Origin of the sequence: Pantoea sp. B550, assembly GCF_024158165.1 — a bacterium.
GTDB classification, from domain to species: domain Bacteria; phylum Pseudomonadota; class Gammaproteobacteria; order Enterobacterales; family Enterobacteriaceae; genus Pantoea; species Pantoea alfalfae.
In genome coordinates, this window is the sequence record NZ_JAMYXI010000003.1 from 3,479,280 (window position 1) to 3,502,702 (window position 23,423).

Consider the following 23,423-nt stretch of genomic DNA (forward strand, 5'->3'; position numbering starts at 1 on the left):
ATTATAGTCTACGCGCCAGGGCGCTGGATAATCAGCCAATAAGCGATGGCTTTATCGTCTATTCTGCGGCTTTAGTCGTAAATGTGACGTATTCTGACGCAACTTTGCTGCCGACTCAGAGGGTTAGAGGTTTCATAAAACGAGCCGCTCCTTTATCATCCCCCTACCTATTTTCAGGCAACGGCTTACTGGATTCCATGTATCAACCTGTCGCGCTATTTATCGGTCTGCGTTACATGCGCGGACGAGCATCGGATCGCTTCGGTCGCTTTGTCTCCTGGCTCTCAACGATTGGCATCACGCTCGGCGTGCTGGCGATGGTCACTGTCTTATCGGTGATGAACGGTTTTGAGCGTGAACTTGAAGGCAATATTCTTGGCCTGATGCCTCAGGCGCTGATCACCAGCGACAAAGGCAGTCTCAATCCACAGCAGCAACCCGCCACTTCGCTGAATCTGCAGGGTGTCAGCCGTATCGCGCCGCTGACCACCGCCAGTGTGGTGCTGCAAAGCCCGCACAGCGTCTCCGTTGGTGTGATGCTGGGGATTGAGCCGGAAGAAAAAGATCCGCTGACGCCGTTCCTGGTCAACACCCAGCAGAGCGTGCTGCAGGCCGGACAGTACAATGTGATCCTCGGTGAACAGCTGGCGTCACAGCTTGGCGTTAAACGTGGCGATCAGCTGCGTCTGATGGTGCCGTCGGTCAGCCAGTTTACCCCGATGGGACGCGTACCGAGCCAGCGTCTGTTTACCGTGGCAGGCACCTATGCCGCCAATAGCGAAGTCGATGGTTATCAGATTCTGGTCAATCTTCAGGATGCGTCGCGCGTGATGCGCTATCCGGCCGGTAACATTACCGGCTGGCGACTCTGGCTGGATAAACCGCTGTCGGTCGACAGTCTGAGTCAGCAGACACTGCCTGCGGGTCTGGTCTGGAAAGACTGGCGCGAGCGCAAAGGCGATCTCTTCCAGGCAGTACGCATGGAGAAGAACATGATGGGTCTGCTGCTGAGCCTGATTATCGCCGTGGCCGCCTTTAACATCATTACATCATTAGGCCTGCTGATCATGGAGAAGCAGGGCGAAGTGGCGATTCTCCAGACCCAGGGCCTGACGCGTCGGCAAATAGTGGCGGTGTTTATGGTGCAGGGTGCCAGCGCCGGGATTATCGGCACGCTGCTCGGCACGCTGCTCGGTGTACTACTGGCCAGCCAGCTTAATAACTTAATGCCGGTGATTGGCCTGTTCCTCGATGGCGCCGCGTTGCCGGTTGATATCAATGTGTGGCAGGTGGTCACCATCGCCCTCAGCGCGATGATTGTGGCGCTGTTGTCTACGCTCTATCCTTCGTGGCGCGCTGCCGCCGTTCAACCTGCTGAGGCTTTACGTTATGAGTAACACTCCTTTGTTGCAGTGCCGCGACCTGTGCAAACGCTATCAGGAAGGCAGCGTGCAGACCGATGTGCTGCGCAATGTGGCTTTCAGCCTCCAGCCCGGTGAACTGACGGCGATTGTCGGCAGCTCCGGTTCCGGTAAAAGTACGCTGCTGCATCTGCTGGGCGGTCTGGATGCGCCGACGTCGGGCGATGTGGTGTTTGATGGTCAGTCGCTGAACGCCATGTCCTCGTCGGCCAAAGCAGAGCTGCGTAACCGCGAGCTGGGCTTTATTTATCAGTTCCACCATCTTCTGCCGGACTTCAGTGCGCTGGAGAACGTGGCGATGCCGCTGCTGATTGGCAAAATCGCGAAAGCGGAAGCGCAGGATCGCGCCCGCGAGATGCTGGCCGCAGTCGGGCTGGACCATCGTGCCGAGCACCGGCCGTCTGAACTGTCCGGCGGCGAGCGTCAGCGCGTAGCGATCGCCCGTGCGCTGGTCAACCGTCCACGGCTGGTAATGGCAGATGAACCCACCGGCAACCTGGATGCGCGTAACGCCGACGCTATTTTTGAGTTGCTGGGCGAGCTGAACGTCCGTCAGGGCACCGCCTTTCTGGTGGTGACGCACGATCTGATGCTGGCAAAACGCATGACGCGTCAGATGGAGATGCGTGATGGCCAGTTAAGCGATCAGCTCACTCTGGCAGGAGCGCTGTAATGGGTTCATCGTTATCCCTGTTGCTGGGCCTGCGCTTCAGCCGTGGACGCCGTCGTGGCGGGATGGTTTCGCTGATTTCGGTGATCTCCACCATCGGGATTGCGCTGGGCGTGGCGGTGCTGATTATCGGCCTCAGCGCCATGAACGGTTTTGAGCGTGAGCTGAATAACCGCATTCTGGCGGTGGTGCCGCACGGTGAAATCGAGGCAGTTAATCAGCCGTTCCAGCACTGGCAGTCGATGATTGCCCCGATTGAAAAAGTGCCCGGCATTGCGGCGGCGGCCCCCTATGTCAACTTCACCGGTCTGATTGAGAGCGGTGCCCGGCTGGAAGCGCTGCAGGTGAAGGGCGTCGATCCGGCCCAGGAGCCGCGCCTCAGCGCGCTGCCACAGTTTGTCGCCGATAACGCCTGGTCCTCTTTTGCCGCCGGTAAGCAACAGATCATTCTGGGCGGCGGCATTGCTAAATCGCTGAAGGTGAAGCAGGGCGACTGGATCACCATCATGATCCCGAACAACGATGGTGATAACAAATTGCTGCAGCCAAAACGCATCCGGCTGCAGGTCAACGGTATCCTGCAACTCAGCGGCATGCTCGATCACAGTCTGGCACTGGTGCCGCTGGCCGATGCGCAGCACTATCTGGAGATGGGTGACAGCGTGTCCGGTATTGCGCTGAAGATGACAGACCCGTTCCAGGCCGTGAAACTGGTGCGCGATGCCGGTGAAGCGACCCGCTCCTATGTCTACATCAAGAGCTGGATTGGCACCTACGGCTATATGTACCGCGACATTCAGATGATCCGCGCCATCATGTATCTGGCGATGGTGCTGGTGATCGGCGTCGCCTGCTTTAACATCGTTTCCACGCTGGTGATGGCGGTGAAGGATAAGAGCAGTGACATTGCGGTACTCCGTACCCTCGGCGCGAAAGACCGGCTGATCCGCGCCATCTTTATCTGGTACGGTTTGCTGGCCGGTCTGCTGGGCAGCGTCAGCGGCGTGGTGGCTGGCGTGCTGGTGGCACTGAATCTGACCTCACTGGTGCGTGGGCTGGAATCGATTACCGGTCATCATCTGCTGGCAGGAGATATCTACTTTATTGATTTCCTGCCCTCGGAACTGCACTGGATTGACGTGTTCTCAGTACTGATTACCGCCATTCTGCTGAGCCTGCTGGCGAGCTGGTATCCCGCCAGACGCGCCAGCCGCATTGACCCGGCTCGGGTATTAAGCGGTCAGTGATAAAAATGCGGCGCGAGTGATTTCGCGCCGCATCTGTTTAAGACCTTTGCTGTTGGGTCATGCCCTCAGCAACCGTTACTATCGGGTGATGTTAACCCGGAATCTGTTTAGAGCGGCTCGCCGCAGCTGCTACGCCAGGAGATTTTATGCGTACACCACGTCGCCGCATACGACTTGCCCGCCTGAAGAAAACCCGGAGAAAAGTGCATCAGCGCTTTCGCCAGCGCATATTTGAGCGCGATCGTCAGGCCGAACTGGCCGCCCACCCTCAGCCGCATGTTGTGGTGCTGACCGGCGCAGGCATCTCAGCGGAGTCCGGCATCCGGACCTTCCGCGCGGCTGACGGCCTGTGGGAAGAGCACCACGTTGAAGACGTTGCTACGCCCGAAGGCTTTCAGCGCGATCCCGCGCTGGTTCAGCGCTTCTATAATGCGCGCCGCCAGCAGCTACAGGAAGCCGACATCCAGCCTAATGCTGCCCATCTGGCGCTGGCTGAGCTGGAGCAGGTGTTGGGCGATAACTTCCTGCTGGTCACGCAAAACATCGACAATTTGCATGAGCGTGCCGGTAACAGCCGGGTGCTGCATATGCACGGTGAACTGCTAAAAGTGCGCTGCGTTACCAGCGGTCAGGTGATTGAGTGGACCGGCGATATCACGCCGGACGAGCGCTGCACCTGCTGCCAGTTCCCCTCTGTGCTGCGGCCGCACGTGGTCTGGTTTGGCGAGATGCCGCTGGGTATGGAGCAGATTTATCAGGCGCTGGAACAGGCCGATTACTTTATCGCTATCGGTACTTCAGGCCATGTTTATCCGGCCGCAGGCTTTGTGCATGAGGCCAAACTGCAGGGTGCGCACACCGTTGAGCTGAACCTGGAGCCGAGCCAGGTGGGTAACGAGTTTGCCGAACGGCATTACGGCCTGGCGAGCGAAGTGGTGCCGGAATTTGTTCATACCCTGCTGCGCGGACTGTATAAGTAGGCGAGGCGGCTGACAGCCGCCTCTTTGACTCTTCTAACGGCCCGCTTTAAGCTGCTGGAACAGGGTTTCGTACTGAAGGCTGGCGTCGCCAACATCATCCTGCCATTCACCGTGCTTAATCACGTCAGCAGGTGGATAGAGTGACGGATCGTTCGCCACGGCGGGTGGCAGCAACGCCTTCGCTGCGAGGTTCGGTGTAGGATAGCCGATGGTTTCCGCCACTTTCGCCGCGACGTCAGGACGCAGCAGGAAGTTAATCAGCTTCAGCGCGCCTGCCTTGTTCTTCGCGTTAGCCGGGATCGCCAGGTTATCCATCCAGAAAATGCCGCCCTCTTCAGGCCAGACGATCGCTAACGGCGTGCCCGCCTGACGTGCGACATACGCCGAACCATTCCATAGCATGCCCAGATTCACTTCGCCTTCCATATAGGGATTACCCGGATTATCAGAGTTGAAGGCCAGCACATTGGGCATCAGCTTTTTCAGCTCAGAATAAGCGGCTTTGATCTGCTCAGGATCGCGGGTATTGCCGGAGTATCCCAGCTTGCGCAGCGCCATCTGAAACACTTCGCGCGCGTCGTCGGTCAGCAGCAGGCTTTGCTTATATTCCGGCTTCCACAGATCGGCCCAGCGGGTCACGCTTTTCACGTCGATCTCATCGGTGTTGACACCGATTGCCGTCGCGCCCCAGATATAGGGAATCGAGTAGTTATTGTCAGGATCGAAGGGTTTATTCAGCAGGTCGGGATCGAGGTTGCTGAAGTTGCTGAGCTGGTTTTTGTCGATTTTCTGCAGCATCCCTTCGTTTCGCATTTTTGCCACGAAGTAAGTTGACGGCACGACCAGATCGTAAGCGCCATCTTTCCAGGTTTTCAGTTTGGCGTACATGCTCTCATTGGATTCATAGGTCGAATAGATCACTTTAATGCCGGTCTCTTTCGTGAACTGCTCCAGCAGCCCCGGCGGCACATATTCGGTCCAGTTGTAGAAATAGAGGGTATTACTGTTGTCTGCCTGCGCCACGTTCATACCCAGCAACAGTGCACCTGCCGCCAGCCAGTGAGATCTCTTTTTCATCTTCAATCCTCTTATTTATTTCTGTCACGCAGCAGCCACTGACTGGCCGCGACCAGCAGCAATGACAGCAGCATTAAAATGGTGGCCAGCGCATTCACTTCCGGTGAGACGCCTACTTTTACCATCGAGTAGATCTTCAGCGGTAAAATCTCAAACGTCGGACCGGTGACAAAGGAAGAGACCACCACATCATCCATCGACAGGGTAAAGCTCAGTAACCATCCAGCGGCGACGGCTGGCATCGCCAGCGGCAGAATGATTTTGCGCAGGATGATGGTTTCGCTGGCACCCAGATCTTTGGCTGCCTCCAGCATGCGCACATCAAAGCCCTTCAGACGTGAGTAGACAGTAATCACCACAAACGGCAGGCAAAATGTAATGTGGGAAAAGAGCAGTGACCAGAAGCCCAGCGAAATGCCCAGCAGCATAAACAGCACCAGCAGGGAGATAGCCATCACAATGTCCGGCGACATCATCACCACGAATAGCATGCCACTGACAAAGGGCTTGCCCCGAAAACGGTAGCGAAAGAGTGCGACAGCGGTGAGTGCGCCGATCAGTGTGGCACAGCTGGCTGAGAGCACGCCCATGATCAGCGAGTGCTGCGCCGCCTGAATCAGACTGTCATTGTTCAGCAGCAGGCTGTACCAACGGGTCGTGAAACCCTGCCAGTTAATGCCAAAGCGGGAGGCGTTAAATGAATTCACGATCAGAATAACAATCGGTATGTAGAACCAGGCGTAAATAATCGCCATAAAACTGCCGCGTAACAGGCGTGCCATCATCCTAAATCCACCTGGTTATTCAGCAGTCGCGCCGCGCGCCAGTAAATCAGCAACAGCAATCCCATCAACAGCGTCATCACAATGCTGGTGGCCGCGCCAAACGGCCAGTCGCGGATGTTGAGGAACTGACTTTTGATGACGTTGCCGATCAGCAGATTCTTTGCGCCGCCCATCAGGTCGGCGACGTAGAACAGCCCCATCGCCGGGATCAACACCAGCAGACAGCCCGCAATGATGCCCGGCATGGTCAGCGGCAGAATAATACGGAAAAAGGTCTGCAGCTTACCGGCACCCAGGTCGCGCGCCGCTTCCAGCAGCGGTTTATCAAGCTTCTCCAGACTGGAGTAGAGCGGCAGCACCATAAACGGCAGCAGAATGTAGATCAGCCCGAGGATCACCGCTTCCGGGGTATACATGATGCGAAACGGTTTATCGATCAGCCCCAGCGACAGCAGGAAATCATTCAGCCAGCCCCGGGTGCTGAGGAAAATTTTCAGGCCGTAGATACGGATCAGCGAATTGGTCCAGAAAGGTACAATCAACAGAAACAGCATCAGCGGACGCAGGCGCGGCGTGAGTTTTGTCAGACACCATGCAAAGGGATAGCCGAGCAGCAGACAGCCGATCGTGGCAATCAGCGCCATGTTCAGCGAGTGCAGCAGCACCTGCGCATAGAGCGGGTCGAGCAGCCGGGTGTAATTCCTGAAGGTCAACATCGCGCTGACGACGTGCGCATCATCGCGCGTCAGAAAACTGGTAACAAAAATCATCAGATTGGGCACAAAAACGAACAGCGCCAGCCAGCCGACGATCAGTACGATGACCCCCTTCTGAAAACCATTACGCATCAGCTTCATAGGGCAGTACCACCTCCCATCCCGGCACCCAGCTCACGGCCATCTTCTGATTAAGCGAGTGATCAACGTCCGGGTCATCCTCATTAAAGAACTCGCTGACCGTAACCAGCTTACCGTTCTCCAGCTCTACCGCAGACTCCAGCGTCATACCTTTATAGTTACGTTCGCGCACATAGCCAATCAGGCCATCTGATGCGCTGTCATCATGGATCTCCTGCACCCGCAGATCTTCCGGACGCAGCAGCACATGAAGCCGGTCACCCACGCTAACCGGGAAAGTACAGTGGATCTCGCACTCGCGTCCCTCTACCCGGGCCCGCACGTCTGGCGCGCTGTCGCTGGCGAGCACTTCAGCGTCAAAGACATTAATTTCGCCGATAAAGCGGGCAACAAACAGGTTTTCGGGCTCTTCGTAGATTTCGCGTGGTGTACCATCCTGCACTACCTTGCCGTCGCGCATGACCACGATGCGATCGGACATGGTCAGCGCCTCTTCCTGATCGTGGGTGACAAAGACAAAGGTAATGCCGAGCTTACGCTGCAGGGCTTTCAGCTCGTTCTGCATCTGACGGCGCAGCTTGTAGTCCAGCGCCGAGAGGGATTCGTCCAGCAGCAGCACTTCAGGGCGATTGACTACCGCGCGGGCAATGGCCACACGCTGTTGCTGGCCACCGGAAAGCTGATGCGGACGGCGATCGGCAAAGTGCTCCAGCTGCACCATTGCCAGCGCATCCTTTACCCGGCTCTCAATTTCTGCCGACGGGGTTTTCTGCATCCGCAGGCCAAAAGCAACGTTTTCAGACACGGTCATATGCGGAAACAGCGCGTAGCTCTGAAACACGGTATTGACGTGACGGTGTTCGGCCGGCGTATCAGTAATGTCCTGGTCATCGAGCGAGATACGGCCGCGATCAGCCGCTTCCAGCCCGGCAATCAGGCGCAGAATGGTGGTTTTGCCACAGCCCGACGGGCCGAGCAGGGTGATGAACTCACCGTGATGGATGGTCAGGTTAAAATCATCAATGATGGTCTTTCCATCAAAAGCTTTACTGATGCCAGAAAGCGTAACCAGCGCCTGCTGTGCGCGTGTTTGCGTCATTTTAGTCTCAGTCTGTCTAAGGTCGAACAGTTACAGCATAGCCGCTCAGTGCAGCCAGCCAGCAAAGAGGGGCGGATGATACCTGAAAAATAAGGCATTGCCATGTTTTGCCCGCCTGGCCGCGGCAATTCGCCCGGCTGTTAACAACATTGCGAGGTTTGCCGCAACAATCACGTAATCAGGCGTTTTTTTCGGGCTTATTACTTTCCCAAAGGTCACCGACAGCGCTAACCTGTCTGCGAATGATTTTACGCAACGTTGTGACCGGCGGGTCTGTGAATAATACCGGACGGCACTTTTAAAGGATGGGATATGGAACAGTTACTTGAGCGCTTTTTAAGTTATGTGGCAGTTGAGACACAGGCTAAGCCGCAGGCGCGCCAGGTGCCCAGCAGTGAAGGGCAGTGGACGCTGGCGCGTCAGCTGCAGGAGGAGCTGCTGGCCCTGGGTTTTGTTGATGTCACCCTGAGCGATCACTGTTGCGTCATGGGCACGCTGCCCGCCAATGTTGACTGGCCGACGCCAGTTATCGGTTTCATCTCCCACATGGATACCTCGCCTGATTTCACAGCGAAACATGTGAACCCGCAGATCATCGAAGATTATCGCGGTGGCGACATTGCGCTGGGTAATGGCAACGAGGTCCTGTCACCGGTCATGTTCCCGGTGCTGCACAAGCTGATTGGGCATACGCTGATTACCACCGATGGCAAAACCCTGCTGGGCGCGGATGATAAAGCGGGTATCGCTGAGATCATGACGGCGATGGCGCAGCTGGCTAACAGCGATACGCCCCACGGCGCGATCCGCGTCGCCTTTACCCCTGATGAAGAGATCGGTCGCGGCACCTCACACTTTGATGTGGAGGCGTTCGCCGCCGACTGGGCCTACACCATTGATGGCAGCGATCTGGGTGAGTTTGAGTATGAGAACTTCAATGCCGCCTCGGCTACGGTCAAAATCGTCGGTAACAACGTACATCCAGGCTCCGCAAAAGGCGTGATGGTCAATGCACTGGAGCTGGCTAACCAGTTTCATGCGGCCGTACCGGCCGGCGAAAAACCGCAGTACACCGACGGCTATGAGGGCTTCTACCATCTGCATCAGATCAAAGGCAGCGTCGAGCACGCCGAGATGCTCTACATCATTCGTGACTTTGAAACAGAGAGTTTTGAACAGCGTAAACAGACGCTGCTGCAGATCGCTGCGGAGATCAACAAAACCCTGCACCCTGACTGCTCGGTCACTGTTGAGATCACCAATAGCTATCGCAACATGCGTGAAAAGGTCGAGCCGTTCCCGCATATCATTGATCTGGCTTTGCAGGCGATGCGTGACTGCGGCATTGAACCCGTGGTGAAACCGATTCGCGGCGGCACCGATGGGTCATCGCTGTCGTGGAAAGGATTACCTTGCCCGAACATCTTTACCGGAGGCTATAACTATCATGGCAAGCATGAGTTTGCGTCGCTGAATATCATGGCGAAGTCAGTGGAAGTGATTGTGCGTCTGTCAGAACTGGCCGCGCAGAAGAAGGATTAAATTAAAAAAGGCTCTCCTGCCATGACGGCAGGAGAGCCTGATTCAGCCGAAACGCACTGTTACGCGCTGCGGGTTATTCCTCGCCGAAGTACCAGTAACCGGCATTCACCAGACCGGCGATCTGCGCCAGTACGGCCGGATCATCCAGCGCATCACCCAGATCCTCCAGTGTGATGCGATAGTGATTCGCCAGAACTGCCATCACATCCGGGCGTGAACATTCAACCCGCTCACCATTGATATAAACAGCCTCACCAATCGTCAGGACACGCAGGCCACCCAACCGGCTCAGCGCATCCCCCTGTTGCAGCGCATCATAAATTTCATCAGGCTGATAAGGCGGTTCCGGCGGCGCGACGTCGAGTTCGTGGCGTGACTGCGAAATGAATTCGCCGAACCACTGCTCAAACTGCGCTGGCTGATTAACTACATCCAGCATCAGCTGGCGCACGCCTTCAATCTCCTGCGGCAGGATCTGCGACGGGCAATCACGTGCAGGCACATCCGGATCGCTGAAGCGCAGGCTGCCCAGCTCATTGGCCAGGGCATAGTCCGCAAAGCCGCTGATTAACTCGCGACCGCTGGGGGCGCGGAAACCCACAGAGTAGTTCAGTGCGTTTTCCAGCGAGTAGCCTTCGTGTGGGAATCCCGGCGGAATGTAGAGAATATCGCCCGGCTCCAGCTCTTCATCGATGATGGCATCGAACGGTTCAACCTGCAGCAGGTCCGGGTGCGGGCAGTGCTGCTTCAGCGCCACTTTTTCACCGACGCGCCAGCGACGGCGGCCAGTACCCTGAATAATAAAGACATCATACTGATCAAAATGGGGGCCGACGCCTCCGCCAGGCACGGCAAACGATACCATCAGGTCATCAACACGCCAGTCAGGCAGAAAGCGGAAAGGGCGCATCAGCGCGGCTGAGGGTTCATGCCAGTGATTGACCGCCTGGACCAGCAGTGACCAGTTGTTCTCTCCCAGATGATCATAGCTCTCAAACGGGCCGTGGCTGACCTGCCATTTGCCGTCCTGATGGCTGACCAGGCGGCTGTCCACCTCGTTTTCCATTGCCAGTCCGGCGAGTTCATCCGGTGAAAGGGGATCGACAAAGTTTTTAAAACCACGCTTCAGCACGACCGGGCGTTTCTGCCAGTAGCGCTGAATAAAATCGGGCCAGTTAATATCGAGCTGATAGTCCATACAAGGGTTCCGCTTAGGGCTGTAAATGCCAGCAAGTATAACAGTCCTGAGGGTTTTCTACTCGCGGTGATGTTCGACTTCCTGGCGCTGAAAAACTACTTCCATACGTGTTCCGCCAAGCGCACTGCTAGTGGCGATGACATTTCCATCATACTGTTCCAGTATATCGCGTACCACTGCCAGACCTAAGCCCTGGCCTGGCCGCAGCGTATCGGCACGCTGACCCCGGACAAACACTAAATCGCGCTTGCTCTCGGGAATGCCCGGGCCATCGTCGTCAATATAGAGATGCAGTGCATTTTCGCTTTGAAAAGCGCTGACTTCGATAAACTCCAGACAGTACTTGCAGGCATTATCCAGTACGTTGCCCAGCACTTCCATAAAGTCATTCTGATCGCCAATGAAGGACAGCTCCGGAGAGATATCCAGCGTAATTGCCACGCCTTTGCGCTGATAGACTTTATTCAGTGCTGAACAGAGCTTGTCGAGCAGACCGGAAACGGAATGGATATCGCGCTGCAGCGGATTGTGATCGGCCTGCATACTGGCGCGGTGCAGGTAATATCCCACCTGCTGTGAAATACGACTAATCTGCTCCAGCATGACCGGCTCCGCCTGTTCTACCGTCAGCTCTTTGCCGTTGCGCAGCGATCGCAGGGTGCTCTGCAACACGGCCAGCGGCGTTTTCAGGCTATGGGTCAGATCAGAAAGGGTGGTGCGATAACGTGTATAGCGCTGCCGCTCATTGGTCAGCAGCAGATTGAGGTTGCGCACCAGACTGCGCAACTCCTGCGGTGGATTATCCGCCAGATTTTCGCGCTGACTGGTTTCCAGTTCGCGCACCTGCTGTGTCAGCGTACCAATTGGCCGCAGACTCCAGTGCGCCGCCAGCCACAGCAGCGGAATAATCAGAATCAGGTTAGCCGCCAGCACATAGCTGAACCACGACCAGACCACATCAGAGTGCTGCAACTCCTGCGGAATAGAGTCGACCACCACAATGGTGAGCGCGGGCAGATTCGTCGTGGCATCGTAACGGTTAACCGCAACCGAATGGGTAAAGGTATCGTTGCTGTCAGTGTCCCAGTCATTAAGCCGTTGCTTAGCATTGAGATTATTGCCCATCGCGACCATGCTGGTGCGGTTGCTGGTATCGATCTCGTAGAAATCAGGCTTCAGCAGCCATTCGCGGCGGATCTTTTTGCGAATATCCGGCACGTCGCGTTGCTGCCACAGCAGCTTGCCATGCTCATCGTAGATGAAGACCAGGGTAGGAAAATTCAGCGTCATTCGTTCCGGCTGCGCGATGGTGAGCTTGTTGTCATGCCATTGCGCCAGCGTAAAGAACAGATTGCTCTCGCCGCGCATCACCCGGTAGGTATTTTTATCGAAACTCACCACATAGCCAATCACCGCGACCATGCCGTAAGAGAGTGAGAGGAACAGAACTATCGCTGCGGAGGCCAGCAGAAAGCGGGCGCGCAGCGAAATAGGGCGGTAACGATTAAACCAGGACATGGTCAGAGATCAAAGCGGTAACCCTGGCCACGCACGGTGGCAATGACATCAGTGGGGTGCAACGCCAGAATCTTTTTGCGCAGACGACCCATCAGGACGTCGATGGTGTGGCTTTCGCGCAGTTCAGCGTCAGGATAGAGCTGCAGCATCAGTGAGTCTTTGCTCACCACTTTGCCGGCGTTACGGATTAGCGTCTCGACAATGGTGTACTCAAAGGCGGTGAGTTTTACTGGCTCTTCATTCACCGTCAGCTCACGGCGTGAGAGATCCACCTGAAACGGGGCCATATCGATGATTTGCGACGCATGACCGCTGTTGCGGCGCATCAGCGCCTGCAGGCGTGCCGCGACTTCTTCAATGTGAAATGGCTTGGTCACGTAGTCATCCGCACCGGCTTCCAGCGCTTCGACTTTCGCCTGCCAGCCCTCACGGGCAGTCAGGACCAGAATTGGCTGACGCACGGCATCACTGCGCCAGCGACGAATCAGCGACATGCCATCTTCATCCGGCAGGCCGAGATCCACCAGCGCGATATCGGGCAGATGTTCGCGAAGAAAATAGTCAGCTTCTTTGGCGTCTTCGGCGGCATCGACCTGATGGCCCATGTCACGTAACTGGACGGCGAGATGATGGCGCAGCAGGGCATTGTCTTCAACAACCAGAACACGCATAGAAATTCCTTACACTCTGTTTGAGTCAACCTGCAGAAAGTATACGCGAAATGTATTAAACAAGATGTTAACGCAGACCGGACTGAGCCGGTCTGCGGCGGGCATTATTTCAGATCGTCAACCATCTGGATAGCGCGACCAATATAGTTTGCAGGCGTCATCTGCTTCAGACGCACTTTTTCCTCTTCCGGCAGCGCCAGGCTGTCGATAAAGGCCTGCATACCGGCAGCGTCCACGCGTTTGCCGCGCGTCAGCTCTTTCAGCTTCTCATAGGGCTTTTCAATGCCGTAACGACGCATCACCGTCTGGATCGGCTCTGCCAGCACTTCCCAGTTGTGATCCAGCTCGTCCAGCAGGCGGTCACGGTTCACTTCCAGCTTAGAGATGCCTTTCAGCGTCGCCTGATAGGCGATCAGCGCATAGCCCACGCCCACCCCGAGGTTACGCAGCACGGTGGAGTCGGTCAGGTCACGCTGCCAGCGTGAGACCGGCAACTTGCTGGCCAGATGCTGCATGACAGCATTCGCCAGACCCAGATTGCCTTCGGAGTTTTCGAAGTCGATCGGGTTCACCTTGTGCGGCATGGTTGAGGAGCCAATTTCACCCGCAATAGTTTTCTGTTTGAAATGGTTCAGCGCCACATAACCCCAGATATCACGATCGAAATCGATCAGGATGGTGTTAAAGCGGGCGATACAGTCGAACATCTCAGCGATATAGTCGTGCGGCTCAATCTGCGTGGTGTACGGGTTCCAGGTGATCCCCAGTGAGGTCACGAAGTTCTCGCTCAGCGCGTGCCAGTCCACTTCGGGATAGGCAGCAATGTGAGCATTGTAGTTACCGACCGCGCCATTGATTTTACCCAACACTTCAATCTGCTTCAGCTGACGTAACTGACGCTCCAGACGATAGGCGACGTTGGCCATCTCTTTACCCATGGTCGACGGCGTCGCCGGCTGACCGTGGGTGCGGGAGAGCAGCGGAATGTCACGGTATTCGCTGGCAAGACCTTTCACGGCGGTAATCAGCTGGTCCCAGTAAGGCAAAATCACGTCACGGCGGGCCGTTTCCAGCATCAGGGCATGCGACAGGTTATTGATATCTTCAGAGGTGCAGGCAAAGTGAATAAATTCAGAGACGGCATGCAGGGCAGGGATATCAGCCACTTTCTCTTTCAGGAAATACTCAACCGCTTTTACATCGTGGTTGGTGGTGCGCTCAATGGTTTTGATGCGGGCGGCATCGTCTTCTGAAAAACCGGCGACAATTGCATCAAGGAAAGCGTTTGCGTCGGCATCAAATGCAGGAACTTCCTTGATCTCTGCGGTCGCGGCCAGTTTTTGTAACCAGCGAACTTCAACCTCAACGCGGAATTTCAGCAGACCGAACTCGCTGAAAATCGCACGCAGCGGGCTGACTTTATCGCCGTAACGACCATCGACAGGTGAGACGGCGGTCAGAGAGGATAATTCCATCAGTGCAACTCCTGAATCATTTAGCAGTGTTTTGCCGCACCGACTTAGTAAGTCAGTGGCAGCCGGGATAAGAGGGTTTTCGCTTCACGCAGCAAACGCTGACGCGAGAACATCAGTTGCAGTCGGCCACCGCCGACCTGCTGCCACAACACGGCAGCGCGGATACCGGCTAACAGGGTGGCGCGCACTTTGCTCTGCACCTGCGTATTCTGCAGCACCGCAGGCGAACCGGTAACCTGAATACGCGGGCCAAGCGGGCTGATCACATCCACATAGATGCCAGCCATCGCGCTGAGGATGGTGTCTGACTCCAGTTCATAATGTGCCAGCTGGCGATCCAGCTGCGTGATGCGCTGTGCCAGCGTCGCCATGGCGGATTTACTGGCGCTGAGCTTGCGCTCCAGCACCATCATGCTGAGCGTGTAACGTGTCAGTTCTGCGCCGGCACCCTGGCGACTGCTGCTGTTCAGCACCGCCATCAGGGTTTCAAGTCCGAGGCGCAGGTTGGCTTCATTATTGCCGAACACCGCCAGCGTGGAGCCAGGATTAAGATCCAGCACGCTGCGCAGCGACACGGTCAGCGCCTCGGGCTGGCAGTGACCCTGCTGAGCCAGCTGCTGCACGAGATGGGCGGACTGACAGATGCCCGCCAGCGCCAGCGTGATTTCCTGATAATTTTTCGCCACGGTTACTCCTGTTTACGCGTCATCAACGCGGGCTGAGCCCGCTTACTCCGCCACTAACGGCAGACGCTGTTCGATAATACCGCCACCGAGGCAGACGTCGCCAAGATAAAACACCGCAGACTGACCTGGCGTGACTGCAGCAACCGGCTCGTCGAAACGCACCGCAATCCGGTCGTCGCCCTGTGGAATAATCTCACAGGGAATGTCGGTCTGACGATAGCGGGTTTTCACAGCGCAGCGCAGCGGAGCGGTGATTGGCTGACGATCAACCCAGTGCAACTGCTGCGCAATCAGGCCAACGGACATCAGACGCGGATGATCGCCGCCCTGGGCAACAATCAGACGGTTACGCGCCACATCTTTGTCGACCACATACCAGGGATCATCTTTGCTCTCTTTCAGGCCACCGATACCGAGACCTTTACGCTGTCCAAGCGTATGGTACATCAGCCCCTGATGTTCACCGACGATCTGACCTTCCGTAGTTTCTATTTCGCCAGGCTGAGCCGGGAGATAGCGCGCCAGGAAGTCGCGGAATTTGCGCTCGCCGATAAAGCAGATGCCGGTCGAGTCTTTTTTCTTCGCGGTGATCAGGTCCAGCTGTTCCGCGATGCGGCGCACTTCCGGTTTTTCCAGCTCGCCGACCGGAAACAGACTTTGGGCAATCTGCTCGTGGCTCAGAGTATAGAGGAAGTAGCTCTGGTCTTTGTTACCGTCCAGTCCGCGTAACAGCTGGCTCTGACCATCGACGTCCTTGCGGCGCACGTAGTGACCTGTGGCGATAAAATCTGCGCCCAGGTCTTCCGCCGCGAACTCCAGGAACGCTTTGAATTTGATCTCTTTGTTGCAGAGGATATCGGGGTTAGGCGTGCGGCCCGCTTTGTACTCTTCGAGGAAATGCTCAAAGACGTTATCCCAATACTCTGCGGCAAAGTTAACTTTATGCAGCTTCATACCGAGCTTGTCGCACACCGCTTGCGCATCCGCCAGATCGTCCGCGGCGGTACAATACTCCTCGCCATCGTCCTCCTCCCAGTTCTTCATGAACAGGCCTTCAACCTGGTAGCCCTGCTGCTGCAGTAACCAGGCGGAAACGGAAGAATCGACGCCGCCGGACATACCGACGATCACTTTTTTCTGGCTGTTGTCAGACATGACACGCTCGCATTACGATAAAAAAACAGGCGGCGCATTCTATCATGCAGAAGGCAGACGCGCACCCTCGTGAAACGGCCACTGGAACGGGCTGACCAGATGTAACGGGTAGCGCGCGCCCTGTTGCCACAGGCGTACGCTTTCAGCGACCAGTGGCGAACGCAGGTTAGACGCAGTGAGAATCTGCGCTGGCGGCAGCCACCAGCAGCAATCGATGTCGCTGTCCTGCGGCTGAGTTGGCGCTTTTTCCGCCAGATCGACGCCAAACAGAAAACGCACAAAAGGCGTACTGTCGGGCGCGATCCACTGGTTTATCCCGATGAAATAGTGCATCGATGCCGCAATACCCGTCTCTTCATAGAGTTCACGTTCGGCGGCTTCCAGCAGGGTTTCATCCGCTTCGAGATGTCCGGCAGGCTGGTTCCAGGTAGGACGACCGTTGATCGTCTCTTCCACTACCAGCAGTTCACCCTCTGCCTGAACCAGACAGGCGACAGTAACATGAGGTTTAAACATTACTTCTCCGTAATTGTTAACCTGAGGTTATAAAAAATAGATTTTCAGGCAGGGCTCTCGCTGATTTCACGCCACGTACCCGGCGCCAGATCGTCGAGCGAATAGTTTCCCATGGCGTACCGAATTAACCGTAAGGTGGGAAAGCCGATATGGGCTGTCATCCGGCGCACCTGACGATTACGGCCTTCATACAGGGTGACTTTCAGCCACTGCGTCGGGATATTTTTGCGCTCGCGGATTGGCGGCTGACGCGGCCAGAGCCACGCCGGCTCAGCCACTTTTTCCACACCAGCGGGCAACGTCATGCCATCTTTCAGATTAACCCCTCCCCGGAGAGGCTGAAGATCCGCCTCCTGTGGCTCGCCTTCCACCTGCACATAATAGACCTTACCCGTGCGTTTGCCGGGCTGCGTCAGCGCGGCCTGCAGGGCACCGTCGTTGGTCAGTACCATCAGGCCTTCGCTATCACGGTCAAGGCGACCTGCGGCATAAACGTCTGCGACGCTGACAAAATCTTTCAGGGTGCGGCGGCCCGCTTCATCGGTGAATTGCGGCAAAACGTCGAACGGTTTGTTAAACAGAATGACACGTCGTGGAGCAGCAGGGCGGGCAGGCGCACGTCGCACATCACGCGTCGGGCGGCTGAATCGTTTATCCTGGTGAATTCGTTGAGTTGTTTTTCGCATGGGCTTTGCAGTCAGAAACATTCGGCGCATTATAACGTGAAATTGCGGTGATTGGCGTGACGGAAATATTCAAGTAGTATTGACGCGCATCTTACAAATCATTAACAAACGCCCAGGAGAGGTTAATGGAAAGCAAAGTAGTAGTTCCGGCGGAAGGTCAGAAAATCACCCTGAATCAGGGCAAGCTTACAGTGCCAAACAATCCGGTCATTCCTTACATTGAGGGTGACGGTATCGGTGTTGATGTTTCCCCGGTGATGCTGAAAGTCGTCGACGCGGCGGTGAAGAAGGCCTACAACGGCGAGCGTAAAATCTCCTGGATGGAGATTTACACGGGTGAGAAGTCAGTTGAACTCTACGGTCAGGATGTCTGGCTGCCACAGGAAACGCTCGACTTAATCAAAGAATATCGCGTGGCCATTAAAGGCCCACTGACCACCCCGGTCGGCGGCGGTATTCGTTCACTGAACGTAGCACTGCGTCAGGAGCTTGACCTCTACGTCTGCCTGCGTCCGGTACGTTACTACAAAGGCACGCCAAGCCCGGTTAAACGCCCTGAAGAGACCGACATGGTGATCTTCCGTGAAAACTCCGAAGATATCTATGCGGGTATTGAGTGGAAAGCGGGCTCTGCCGAAGCGGACAAAGTGATCAAGTTCCTGCGCGAAGAGATGGGCGTGAAGAAAATTCGCTTCCCTGAGCAGTGCGGTATCGGCGTTAAGCCGTGTTCAGAAGCGGGTACCAAACGTCTGGTCCGCGCGGCAGTGGAATACACCATCACCAACGATCGTGATTCACTGACCCTGGTTCACAAAGGTAACATCATGAAGTTCACCGAAGGCTCTTTCAAAGACTGGGGATACCAGTTAGTGAAAGACGAGTTCGGCGGCGAACTGATCGACGGCGGCCCGTGGATGAAGTTCAAAAACCCGAACACCGGCAAAGAGATCATCGTGAAAGATGTGATTGCTGATGCGTTCCTGCAACAAATCCTGCTGCGTCCGGCAGAATATGACGTTATCGCCTGTATGAACCTGAACGGTGATTACATCTCTGACGCCCTGGCGGCGCAGGTTGGCGGTATCGGTATCGCACCAGGCGCTAACATCGGTGACGAGTGCGCGCTGTTTGAAGCAACCCACGGTACAGCACCTAAGTATGCCGGTCAGGATAAAGTGAACCCAGGTTCAGTGATCCTGTCTGCAGAAATGATGCTGCGTCATCTGGAGTGGTTCGAAGCGGCTGACCTGATTGTTAAAGGTGTTGAAGGTGCTATCGCTAACAAGACTGTGACTTACGATTTCGAACGCCTGATGGATGGCGCTAAGCTGCTGAAATGTTCAGAGTTTGGTGACGCGATCATCGAAAATATGTAATCCGCATTACTTAACATACAGCCAACACGAATGTAAAAATCGTGTTGGCTTTTTTTTGACTTTTTCCTGCAAAACGCCAGCAAAATCCTTCTGCTAAACTGAACGTAAATCGTACTGTTTTATACCGCCACCACCCGTCAATCTTTGCCCCTGTCATCGTCGTATTTATCGGTCTGCGTCTGGTTTTTTATGACCAGGTAGTGCTGTATGTCCATGCCCTGTTCACGATATAACCGCTCAGCCAGTGAGCGCTGCTCGTAGAATGTTGGTGGGGTGTCATTCTCTGTCAGGCTTGTCATTTTACGTGCTTTGATTAAGCCGGTAGTGATGGAGCTGATAGTTAGCGCTTCGCAACGTTCTGCCTGTGATGTTGTGTGATGATGGTGAATCACAAGTACGAAAGCTCTGATACTGAGGTTGAGGGTTAACCAAAAAAATAGTTGCTATGAATTAGCTAATAAACCTTTTTTACAGGGCCTTATGTCAGTCGACTTGTTTAACCGATCAATTCTGGAGAATTGATCGGTTAAACAAGTCGGAGCCAAATTAAAGATGAGTATATTTTGAACATGGTTAGAGAGAGCCTGATATATGAATAGGAAAACAACGTGAAGTTAATATTATTTGGGTGTGTGATAGGGTGGATAATAATATTTTTAATAATGAGATTTTATAGAGTTTTCTTAATTTTATCTGCCAACACCAGCCCGGCTATTGCCGGGCTTTTTTTGTTCAATATGTGGCTCGTTGATTCCATGTGTCGCGGTAAATTACATTACCCTCCGTATACTTCCATGTAATCGCCTCATAACGTAATTCGAGCGTTTCGAGATGAGTACTACTCATACCGTTAGGGGCCAGATACGGCGCAACCGTTGTAAATTTTACGTTTCCCAGAATGATATTGAAATATTCTGCTTCGATGCCAGATTCCAGAATACGATACATTCGGATTATCGCTTTCTTCATGGTCCGGCCTTCGCAGACAGCGCGGTATAGGAGTGGCGTTGTTTGATCAAACTCTTTAACTATTGTAATGGGGCTGTGTACACGCGTACCTGTTAATTTTCCCCAGCTGGGATCTACAGGGATAGTTACGCCGTGTGAGAATGATTTTAATTCAATTGAGCCTAACCTTAATGGCATCTGGCAACTACCAACAATTGGTGATCCGTTTTCATCTTCAAGCCATAAATGAGCTGGTGTAGACATGTTATTTCCTTATAAAATCTTATGTTATTGCTTTCGTTTGAGCTTTAAGACTTCATATATTGATAAACTAACCATCAAAAATACAAAGAATAGAGGGATTAGCTATATAGGACTATCCGGGAAAAACATACCCTGAATCAGAGCGAACAATATGGTTAATGCTGTCGGTCCGTAATCCGAGATTAAAGATCTGGAAATTCGGCTTAAAAAAATTTTAATTATAATTACCATTTCACATATCGACTAAATATATATATAACTGCTATGGCGAAAACCGGCACAAGCCAAAGCGGGGCGGCAGGAAAATAATTTATCTGAATCATTGCATAGGTTATTATTAATGCCTGTGGAGCGTATAACCCTACTAGAGATGTGAAAACTCGCCTCAGTAATCGTTTAATAATATTCAAAAGCATTATCCTATCATCCTGGTGATAATGTTTGCTATATTTTTATCCGATAGGGGTTGCTGGAAAGCACCAGCGCGTTTAAATAATGGCTCTATTAAGAAATACATCATTTCAAGTTCTTGTGTATAAAGAGCATTGTGATAAGTAGGGGACTGAATACTTAATCGATGAGCACTGTCAGCAGCGTTTTGTACGACGCCGTAAAGACCTGATAGCAATATTAATACCACCTGTAAATCGCCCTGTAAGTGCGGCCATGTCTAGATTAAAATGCAATCCGAGAGAAACGGCGGCTGCCGTCGCCAACACAAATCCGTGATTAGTCAGGGAGCTAGCGGCGATATGAATATTCACCCCCATCAACAAACGTTTGATGTATTCTAACTGTTCAGATGTTTTATGGCGAAATACCTCATTAAAGTAGATTGTGAGCATTTCATAAACAATGTCTTCATGTCGCAAAATATGGTAAATACCTTTTACGAATCGAGTATCCTCAGTCTTTTGTTGCTGGCAAACATCGTTATAGGCATCGGTAAAGCAGGAAGTGTAATAGAGCGCGCGTCTGGCACCTGCACCTATAGTATCAATCTGGTTTGAGACTGCTTCTTTGACGCCTAAAAGAGCGTTGTCGAGATTTTTAGCTAAAATGTCATTTCCTTGTAAAAATCCTATTACCTGGTTGCTGTATTGCACTAGCCATTTCCTATGATCAATCCATGATTAGTGTTTTCAAATTATTAAAAAAATCTTTATATGTAAATACGTTAATCGTTTCAGTGGTGCGTTTGATCAATATAATTTGGAAGAGATGCTACAATTTTGTGATAAGTTTAACACAACGTTTAAATGGTTTTCTTTGAACAGGAGTCGGAATATAGAAAATGGATTTGAAGAAGCTATTTATAAGGCAGCATAGCCTGACATGACTATGGGCGAGGCTGTCTGGCAGCTGGTGGCCAGAGATGAAACGGTGACGCTGGAGACAATCGCCAGCGTGGTTGTGGCGCTATCAGAGCGGCGCGATAATCTGGCTGCCAGTATTGCACTGTCAGTCCTGCAGCAAGAATGGAAAACTCATCCACCGGCCTGTAAATTCAATAACTTTAATTGTTATTCAACTTTATTGCTTTGTGGCTTCTTTGCTTAAAAAACGCACTGTCAGATGAGGTCGAATCTGCTTCTTCGTATTGTGGCATCGCTTACGGGAGGAGGTGTTATGGAAGATAAATATACAACAGATGCAATCCACATCTGTCGGTTGATGTTTGGTCAAGCGGTGCTGGAATTGCTCAGCGATGATCAACTGGTAACCAAGGTTGCCCTGGAAGATAAAGTGAAGAAAATGCTTCCCGACTGCAAGCCCGAACTGGTTTACGATGTGGCTATTATGTTGCTCAAGCATAACATTCACTAAAATGTGAGGCTGGTTAAAAATCCCGGCAGCGTCAACTGCCGGGCTGACCACAAATAACCCGCTCAGTGGCGGGCTAGATTATCAGTGAATTTTTCTGCAAAACCCTAATCAATTCACCGATCTATATAGCTTAATCCCTCACATAAAAAACAGTTTGAACTACCCCAGTTAAGTTTTTATCGCACTAAATCAATAGATTAACCTCCTGATATTAGGGTAATGCTGCGTCACCTGGAGTGGTTCGAAGCGGCTGACCTGATTGTTAACGGTGTTGAAGACGCTATCGCTAACAAGACCGTGACTTACGATTTCGAACGCCTGATGGATGGCGCTAAACTGCTGAAATGTTCAGAGTTTGGTGACGCGATCATCGAAAATATGTAACGTCTGCTTAAGCCCACATCGCGCTAAACGCGATGTGGGCTTTTTTGTATCCGCTTTTCACACTTTTCCATTCTCTTCTCCTCCGCCTCTTCAGCCATGACGTGGTCAGCATTGATGCTCTGCTGACTCAGTAAAATAACGGGCGATTAGCGTCCCCTTCAACGTATGACTGAATTACTTTTCATTATCAACATCCTGAAAAATTCTTACCTGCGACTGAATATTTTAATATTTCTGCAAAATGCATTATCTGATGCCACTACAAAAGAAACCGTGAACGCAAAACTGGCATCTGTTTGTGACTGAATATCGTTACTGTAATAGCTCACTCATAAGGAGGATTTATGGACGCTAATTATACAAAAGACGCGATTTATATCTGTCGCCTGATGTTTGGGCAGGCTGTGCTGGAATTATTAGCAGATAATCAGCCAGTAACTAACCGCGCACTGGAAGCAAAGATAAAGGTAATGTTACCTGATGCGCAGCCTGCAATGATTTATAATGTTGCTCTTGATCTGTTGAACGACACTCTTTGTTAATAACCCCTGCTTCAGGTCAGTGCCCGGCATTAACGGTTACGCGCCAGGCTCTCCGCGCGTTTCACAGGATTCATTTTTGTAATCTGTGCCGCAAAATAAACAGTTCAGCATGATCCTGCTGCCGCAGGAGTGTACTCTTCTGCCGATACACAGGGAGAATATTATGGATGATGAGGCTGTAAGTGATGCCATTGCGGCATGTCGACTGCTGTTTGGTCAGGCTGTGATGGAAATTGTGGCTGAAGATAAGCCGGTAACCCGCGAGGCCATTACTGAAAAAATTCACCGCATGTTTACCGGCATTGAACCTGAACCCGTTATGAGGCTGGCCATCAGCCTGCTGAAAAATAGCGCCAGCTAATATAACGGTAATGTAACCACCACGTCAGGCCGCCATTCGCGGCCTTTCCTCCTTCTTTACGCTGACGCCTTAGCATGGGTGTTGTTAAATCAATCATCCGGCGGATGCGTGAGGCATTTCACTTGCCTGAAAAGCACC

25 protein-coding genes and 1 pseudogene are annotated in these 23,423 nt (G+C 53.3%); 11 read left to right on the forward strand and 15 right to left on the reverse strand.

What is annotated here, in order from left to right; translation table 11 throughout:
- The first annotated feature begins 197 nt into the window (after positions 1–197).
- The 4 genes from lolC (at position 198) to cobB (ending at position 4,318) form a co-directional block, all read left to right on the forward strand.
- On the forward strand, positions 198–1,397 hold the full coding sequence (gene lolC, locus NIM72_RS19310; protein WP_161736344.1) for a lipoprotein-releasing ABC transporter permease subunit LolC: 1,200 nt from the start codon (positions 198–200) through the stop codon (positions 1,395–1,397).
- Complete coding sequence (gene lolD, locus NIM72_RS19315; protein WP_253421606.1) at positions 1,390–2,094, forward strand: lipoprotein-releasing ABC transporter ATP-binding protein LolD; 705 nt, start codon at positions 1,390–1,392, stop codon at positions 2,092–2,094. The genes lolC and lolD overlap by 8 nt, the downstream gene beginning before the upstream one ends.
- Positions 2,094–3,338: a lipoprotein-releasing ABC transporter permease subunit LolE gene (gene lolE / locus NIM72_RS19320; RefSeq protein ID WP_253421608.1), complete on the forward strand. Its 1,245-nt coding sequence runs from the start codon at positions 2,094–2,096 to the stop codon at positions 3,336–3,338. Before lolD ends, lolE begins: the two co-directional genes overlap by 1 nt.
- A gap of 146 nt (positions 3,339–3,484) precedes the next feature.
- A complete protein-coding gene (gene cobB / locus NIM72_RS19325; RefSeq protein ID WP_253421610.1) occupies positions 3,485–4,318 on the forward strand; it encodes a Sir2 family NAD+-dependent deacetylase in 834 nt (277 codons plus the stop codon).
- Positions 4,319–4,351: 33 nt separating this feature from the next.
- Here the strand turns inward: cobB and potD are convergent, their stop codons facing one another.
- Genes potD through potA form a run of 4 tightly spaced genes read right to left on the reverse strand, consistent with a single transcriptional unit; the run spans position 4,352 to position 8,136 of the window.
- Complete coding sequence (gene potD, locus NIM72_RS19330; protein WP_161736348.1) at positions 4,352–5,395, reverse strand: spermidine/putrescine ABC transporter substrate-binding protein PotD; 1,044 nt, start codon at positions 5,393–5,395, stop codon at positions 4,352–4,354.
- Positions 5,396–5,406: 11 nt separating this feature from the next.
- Positions 5,407–6,180: a spermidine/putrescine ABC transporter permease PotC gene (potC, locus tag NIM72_RS19335; protein ID WP_161736349.1), complete on the reverse strand. Its 774-nt coding sequence runs from the start codon at positions 6,178–6,180 to the stop codon at positions 5,407–5,409.
- Positions 6,177–7,037 (reverse strand): spermidine/putrescine ABC transporter permease PotB, encoded by an 861-nt coding sequence (gene potB, locus NIM72_RS19340; protein WP_161736350.1) that lies wholly within the window; start codon positions 7,035–7,037, stop codon positions 6,177–6,179. Before potB ends, potC begins: the two co-directional genes overlap by 4 nt.
- Entirely contained in the window at positions 7,021–8,136 is a 1,116-nt protein-coding gene (potA, locus tag NIM72_RS19345) for a spermidine/putrescine ABC transporter ATP-binding protein PotA (protein WP_222924179.1), read from the reverse strand. Before potA ends, potB begins: the two co-directional genes overlap by 17 nt.
- 312 nt (positions 8,137–8,448) lie before the next feature.
- Between potA and pepT the strand changes: the two genes are divergently transcribed.
- A complete protein-coding gene (gene pepT, locus NIM72_RS19350; protein ID WP_161736352.1) occupies positions 8,449–9,678 on the forward strand; it encodes a peptidase T in 1,230 nt (409 codons plus the stop codon).
- A gap of 73 nt (positions 9,679–9,751) precedes the next feature.
- Here pepT and NIM72_RS19355 read toward each other — a convergent pair whose 3' ends face one another.
- The 8 genes from NIM72_RS19355 to rluE form a co-directional block, all read right to left on the reverse strand.
- Positions 9,752–10,876: a cupin domain-containing protein gene (locus tag NIM72_RS19355; RefSeq protein ID WP_161736353.1), complete on the reverse strand. Its 1,125-nt coding sequence runs from the start codon at positions 10,874–10,876 to the stop codon at positions 9,752–9,754.
- Positions 10,877–10,933: 57 nt separating this feature from the next.
- On the reverse strand, positions 10,934–12,394 hold the full coding sequence (gene phoQ, locus NIM72_RS19360; RefSeq protein ID WP_161736354.1) for a two-component system sensor histidine kinase PhoQ: 1,461 nt from the start codon (positions 12,392–12,394) through the stop codon (positions 10,934–10,936).
- Positions 12,395–12,396: 2 nt separating this feature from the next.
- Complete coding sequence (gene phoP / locus NIM72_RS19365) at positions 12,397–13,065, reverse strand: two-component system response regulator PhoP (RefSeq protein ID WP_003849836.1); 669 nt, start codon at positions 13,063–13,065, stop codon at positions 12,397–12,399.
- A 104-nt stretch (positions 13,066–13,169) separates the two neighbouring features.
- Positions 13,170–14,540, reverse strand: a complete 1,371-nt coding sequence (gene purB, locus NIM72_RS19370; RefSeq protein WP_161736355.1) for an adenylosuccinate lyase — start codon at positions 14,538–14,540, stop codon at positions 13,170–13,172.
- A gap of 44 nt (positions 14,541–14,584) precedes the next feature.
- Positions 14,585–15,226: a high frequency lysogenization protein HflD gene (gene hflD, locus NIM72_RS19375; protein ID WP_033732295.1), complete on the reverse strand. Its 642-nt coding sequence runs from the start codon at positions 15,224–15,226 to the stop codon at positions 14,585–14,587.
- Between the two features lie 42 nt (positions 15,227–15,268).
- The gene (gene mnmA / locus NIM72_RS19380; RefSeq protein WP_253421611.1) at positions 15,269–16,381 is read right to left on the reverse strand and encodes a tRNA 2-thiouridine(34) synthase MnmA; all 1,113 of its coding nucleotides are present in this window, start codon (positions 16,379–16,381) and stop codon (positions 15,269–15,271) included.
- A gap of 42 nt (positions 16,382–16,423) precedes the next feature.
- The gene (locus NIM72_RS19385; RefSeq protein ID WP_161736356.1) at positions 16,424–16,897 is read right to left on the reverse strand and encodes an NUDIX domain-containing protein; all 474 of its coding nucleotides are present in this window, start codon (positions 16,895–16,897) and stop codon (positions 16,424–16,426) included.
- Between the two features lie 44 nt (positions 16,898–16,941).
- Positions 16,942–17,604, reverse strand: coding sequence for a 23S rRNA pseudouridine(2457) synthase RluE (gene rluE / locus NIM72_RS19390; protein ID WP_222924176.1), 663 nt, complete (start codon positions 17,602–17,604; stop codon positions 16,942–16,944).
- Between the two features lie 104 nt (positions 17,605–17,708).
- Here rluE and icd point away from each other — a divergent pair, with 104 nt between their 5' ends.
- On the forward strand, positions 17,709–18,959 hold the full coding sequence (icd, locus tag NIM72_RS19395; RefSeq protein WP_013357495.1) for an NADP-dependent isocitrate dehydrogenase: 1,251 nt from the start codon (positions 17,709–17,711) through the stop codon (positions 18,957–18,959).
- 137 nt (positions 18,960–19,096) lie between these two features.
- Here icd and NIM72_RS19400 read toward each other — a convergent pair whose 3' ends face one another.
- The 3 genes from NIM72_RS19400 to NIM72_RS19410 form a co-directional block, all read right to left on the reverse strand.
- The gene (locus NIM72_RS19400; protein ID WP_202605064.1) at positions 19,097–19,258 is read right to left on the reverse strand and encodes a hypothetical protein; all 162 of its coding nucleotides are present in this window, start codon (positions 19,256–19,258) and stop codon (positions 19,097–19,099) included.
- A 433-nt stretch (positions 19,259–19,691) separates the two neighbouring features.
- Positions 19,692–20,171: a type VI secretion system tube protein TssD gene (locus NIM72_RS19405; protein WP_253421613.1), complete on the reverse strand. Its 480-nt coding sequence runs from the start codon at positions 20,169–20,171 to the stop codon at positions 19,692–19,694.
- A 587-nt stretch (positions 20,172–20,758) separates the two neighbouring features.
- Entirely contained in the window at positions 20,759–21,277 is a 519-nt protein-coding gene (locus tag NIM72_RS19410) for a hypothetical protein (protein WP_371876299.1), read from the reverse strand.
- 229 nt (positions 21,278–21,506) lie between these two features.
- Here NIM72_RS19410 and NIM72_RS19415 point away from each other — a divergent pair, with 229 nt between their 5' ends.
- The 5 genes and pseudogenes from NIM72_RS19415 to NIM72_RS19435 all read left to right on the forward strand — a co-directional run bounded on the left by NIM72_RS19415 (position 21,507) and on the right by NIM72_RS19435 (position 23,285).
- Positions 21,507–21,731, forward strand: a complete 225-nt coding sequence (locus tag NIM72_RS19415) for a hypothetical protein (RefSeq protein WP_161736978.1) — start codon at positions 21,507–21,509, stop codon at positions 21,729–21,731.
- Between the two features lie 69 nt (positions 21,732–21,800).
- The gene (locus NIM72_RS19420) at positions 21,801–21,998 is read left to right on the forward strand and encodes a hypothetical protein (protein WP_253421619.1); all 198 of its coding nucleotides are present in this window, start codon (positions 21,801–21,803) and stop codon (positions 21,996–21,998) included.
- 216 nt (positions 21,999–22,214) lie between these two features.
- Positions 22,215–22,382: pseudogene (locus tag NIM72_RS19425) on the forward strand (isocitrate/isopropylmalate family dehydrogenase); the annotation flags it as partial.
- A 344-nt stretch (positions 22,383–22,726) separates the two neighbouring features.
- Positions 22,727–22,924 carry a hypothetical protein gene (locus NIM72_RS19430; protein ID WP_161736980.1) on the forward strand — a complete coding sequence of 66 codons (198 nt, stop codon included), beginning with the start codon at positions 22,727–22,729 and terminating at the stop codon, positions 22,922–22,924.
- A 163-nt stretch (positions 22,925–23,087) separates the two neighbouring features.
- The gene (locus tag NIM72_RS19435) at positions 23,088–23,285 is read left to right on the forward strand and encodes a hypothetical protein (protein ID WP_033732300.1); all 198 of its coding nucleotides are present in this window, start codon (positions 23,088–23,090) and stop codon (positions 23,283–23,285) included.
- Positions 23,286–23,423 lie beyond the last annotated feature (138 nt).

Excerpts from the sequence above, each read along its gene's own strand:
- lolC (WP_161736344.1), top strand. The coding sequence starts at position 198 with ATGTATCAACCTGTCGCGCTATTTATCGGTCTGCGTTACATGCGCGGA.
- lolD (WP_253421606.1), top strand. The coding sequence starts at position 1,390 with ATGAGTAACACTCCTTTGTTGCAGTGCCGCGACCTGTGCAAACGCTAT.
- lolE (WP_253421608.1), top strand. The coding sequence starts at position 2,094 with ATGGGTTCATCGTTATCCCTGTTGCTGGGCCTGCGCTTCAGCCGTGGA.
- cobB (WP_253421610.1), top strand. The coding sequence starts at position 3,485 with ATGCGTACACCACGTCGCCGCATACGACTTGCCCGCCTGAAGAAAACC.
- potD (WP_161736348.1), bottom strand. The coding sequence starts at position 5,395 with ATGAAAAAGAGATCTCACTGGCTGGCGGCAGGTGCACTGTTGCTGGGT.
- potC (WP_161736349.1), bottom strand. The coding sequence starts at position 6,180 with ATGATGGCACGCCTGTTACGCGGCAGTTTTATGGCGATTATTTACGCC.
- potB (WP_161736350.1), bottom strand. The coding sequence starts at position 7,037 with ATGAAGCTGATGCGTAATGGTTTTCAGAAGGGGGTCATCGTACTGATC.
- potA (WP_222924179.1), bottom strand. The coding sequence starts at position 8,136 with ATGACGCAAACACGCGCACAGCAGGCGCTGGTTACGCTTTCTGGCATC.
- pepT (WP_161736352.1), top strand. The coding sequence starts at position 8,449 with ATGGAACAGTTACTTGAGCGCTTTTTAAGTTATGTGGCAGTTGAGACA.
- NIM72_RS19355 (WP_161736353.1), bottom strand. The coding sequence starts at position 10,876 with ATGGACTATCAGCTCGATATTAACTGGCCCGATTTTATTCAGCGCTAC.
- phoQ (WP_161736354.1), bottom strand. The coding sequence starts at position 12,394 with ATGTCCTGGTTTAATCGTTACCGCCCTATTTCGCTGCGCGCCCGCTTT.
- phoP (WP_003849836.1), bottom strand. The coding sequence starts at position 13,065 with ATGCGTGTTCTGGTTGTTGAAGACAATGCCCTGCTGCGCCATCATCTC.
- purB (WP_161736355.1), bottom strand. The coding sequence starts at position 14,540 with ATGGAATTATCCTCTCTGACCGCCGTCTCACCTGTCGATGGTCGTTAC.
- mnmA (WP_253421611.1), bottom strand. The coding sequence starts at position 16,381 with ATGTCTGACAACAGCCAGAAAAAAGTGATCGTCGGTATGTCCGGCGGC.
- NIM72_RS19385 (WP_161736356.1), bottom strand. The coding sequence starts at position 16,897 with ATGTTTAAACCTCATGTTACTGTCGCCTGTCTGGTTCAGGCAGAGGGT.
- rluE (WP_222924176.1), bottom strand. The coding sequence starts at position 17,604 with ATGTTTCTGACTGCAAAGCCCATGCGAAAAACAACTCAACGAATTCAC.
- icd (WP_013357495.1), top strand. The coding sequence starts at position 17,709 with ATGGAAAGCAAAGTAGTAGTTCCGGCGGAAGGTCAGAAAATCACCCTG.
- NIM72_RS19400 (WP_202605064.1), bottom strand. The coding sequence starts at position 19,258 with ATGACAAGCCTGACAGAGAATGACACCCCACCAACATTCTACGAGCAG.
- NIM72_RS19405 (WP_253421613.1), bottom strand. The coding sequence starts at position 20,171 with ATGTCTACACCAGCTCATTTATGGCTTGAAGATGAAAACGGATCACCA.
- NIM72_RS19415 (WP_161736978.1), top strand. The coding sequence starts at position 21,507 with ATGACTATGGGCGAGGCTGTCTGGCAGCTGGTGGCCAGAGATGAAACG.
- NIM72_RS19420 (WP_253421619.1), top strand. The coding sequence starts at position 21,801 with ATGGAAGATAAATATACAACAGATGCAATCCACATCTGTCGGTTGATG.
- NIM72_RS19430 (WP_161736980.1), top strand. The coding sequence starts at position 22,727 with ATGGACGCTAATTATACAAAAGACGCGATTTATATCTGTCGCCTGATG.
- NIM72_RS19435 (WP_033732300.1), top strand. The coding sequence starts at position 23,088 with ATGGATGATGAGGCTGTAAGTGATGCCATTGCGGCATGTCGACTGCTG.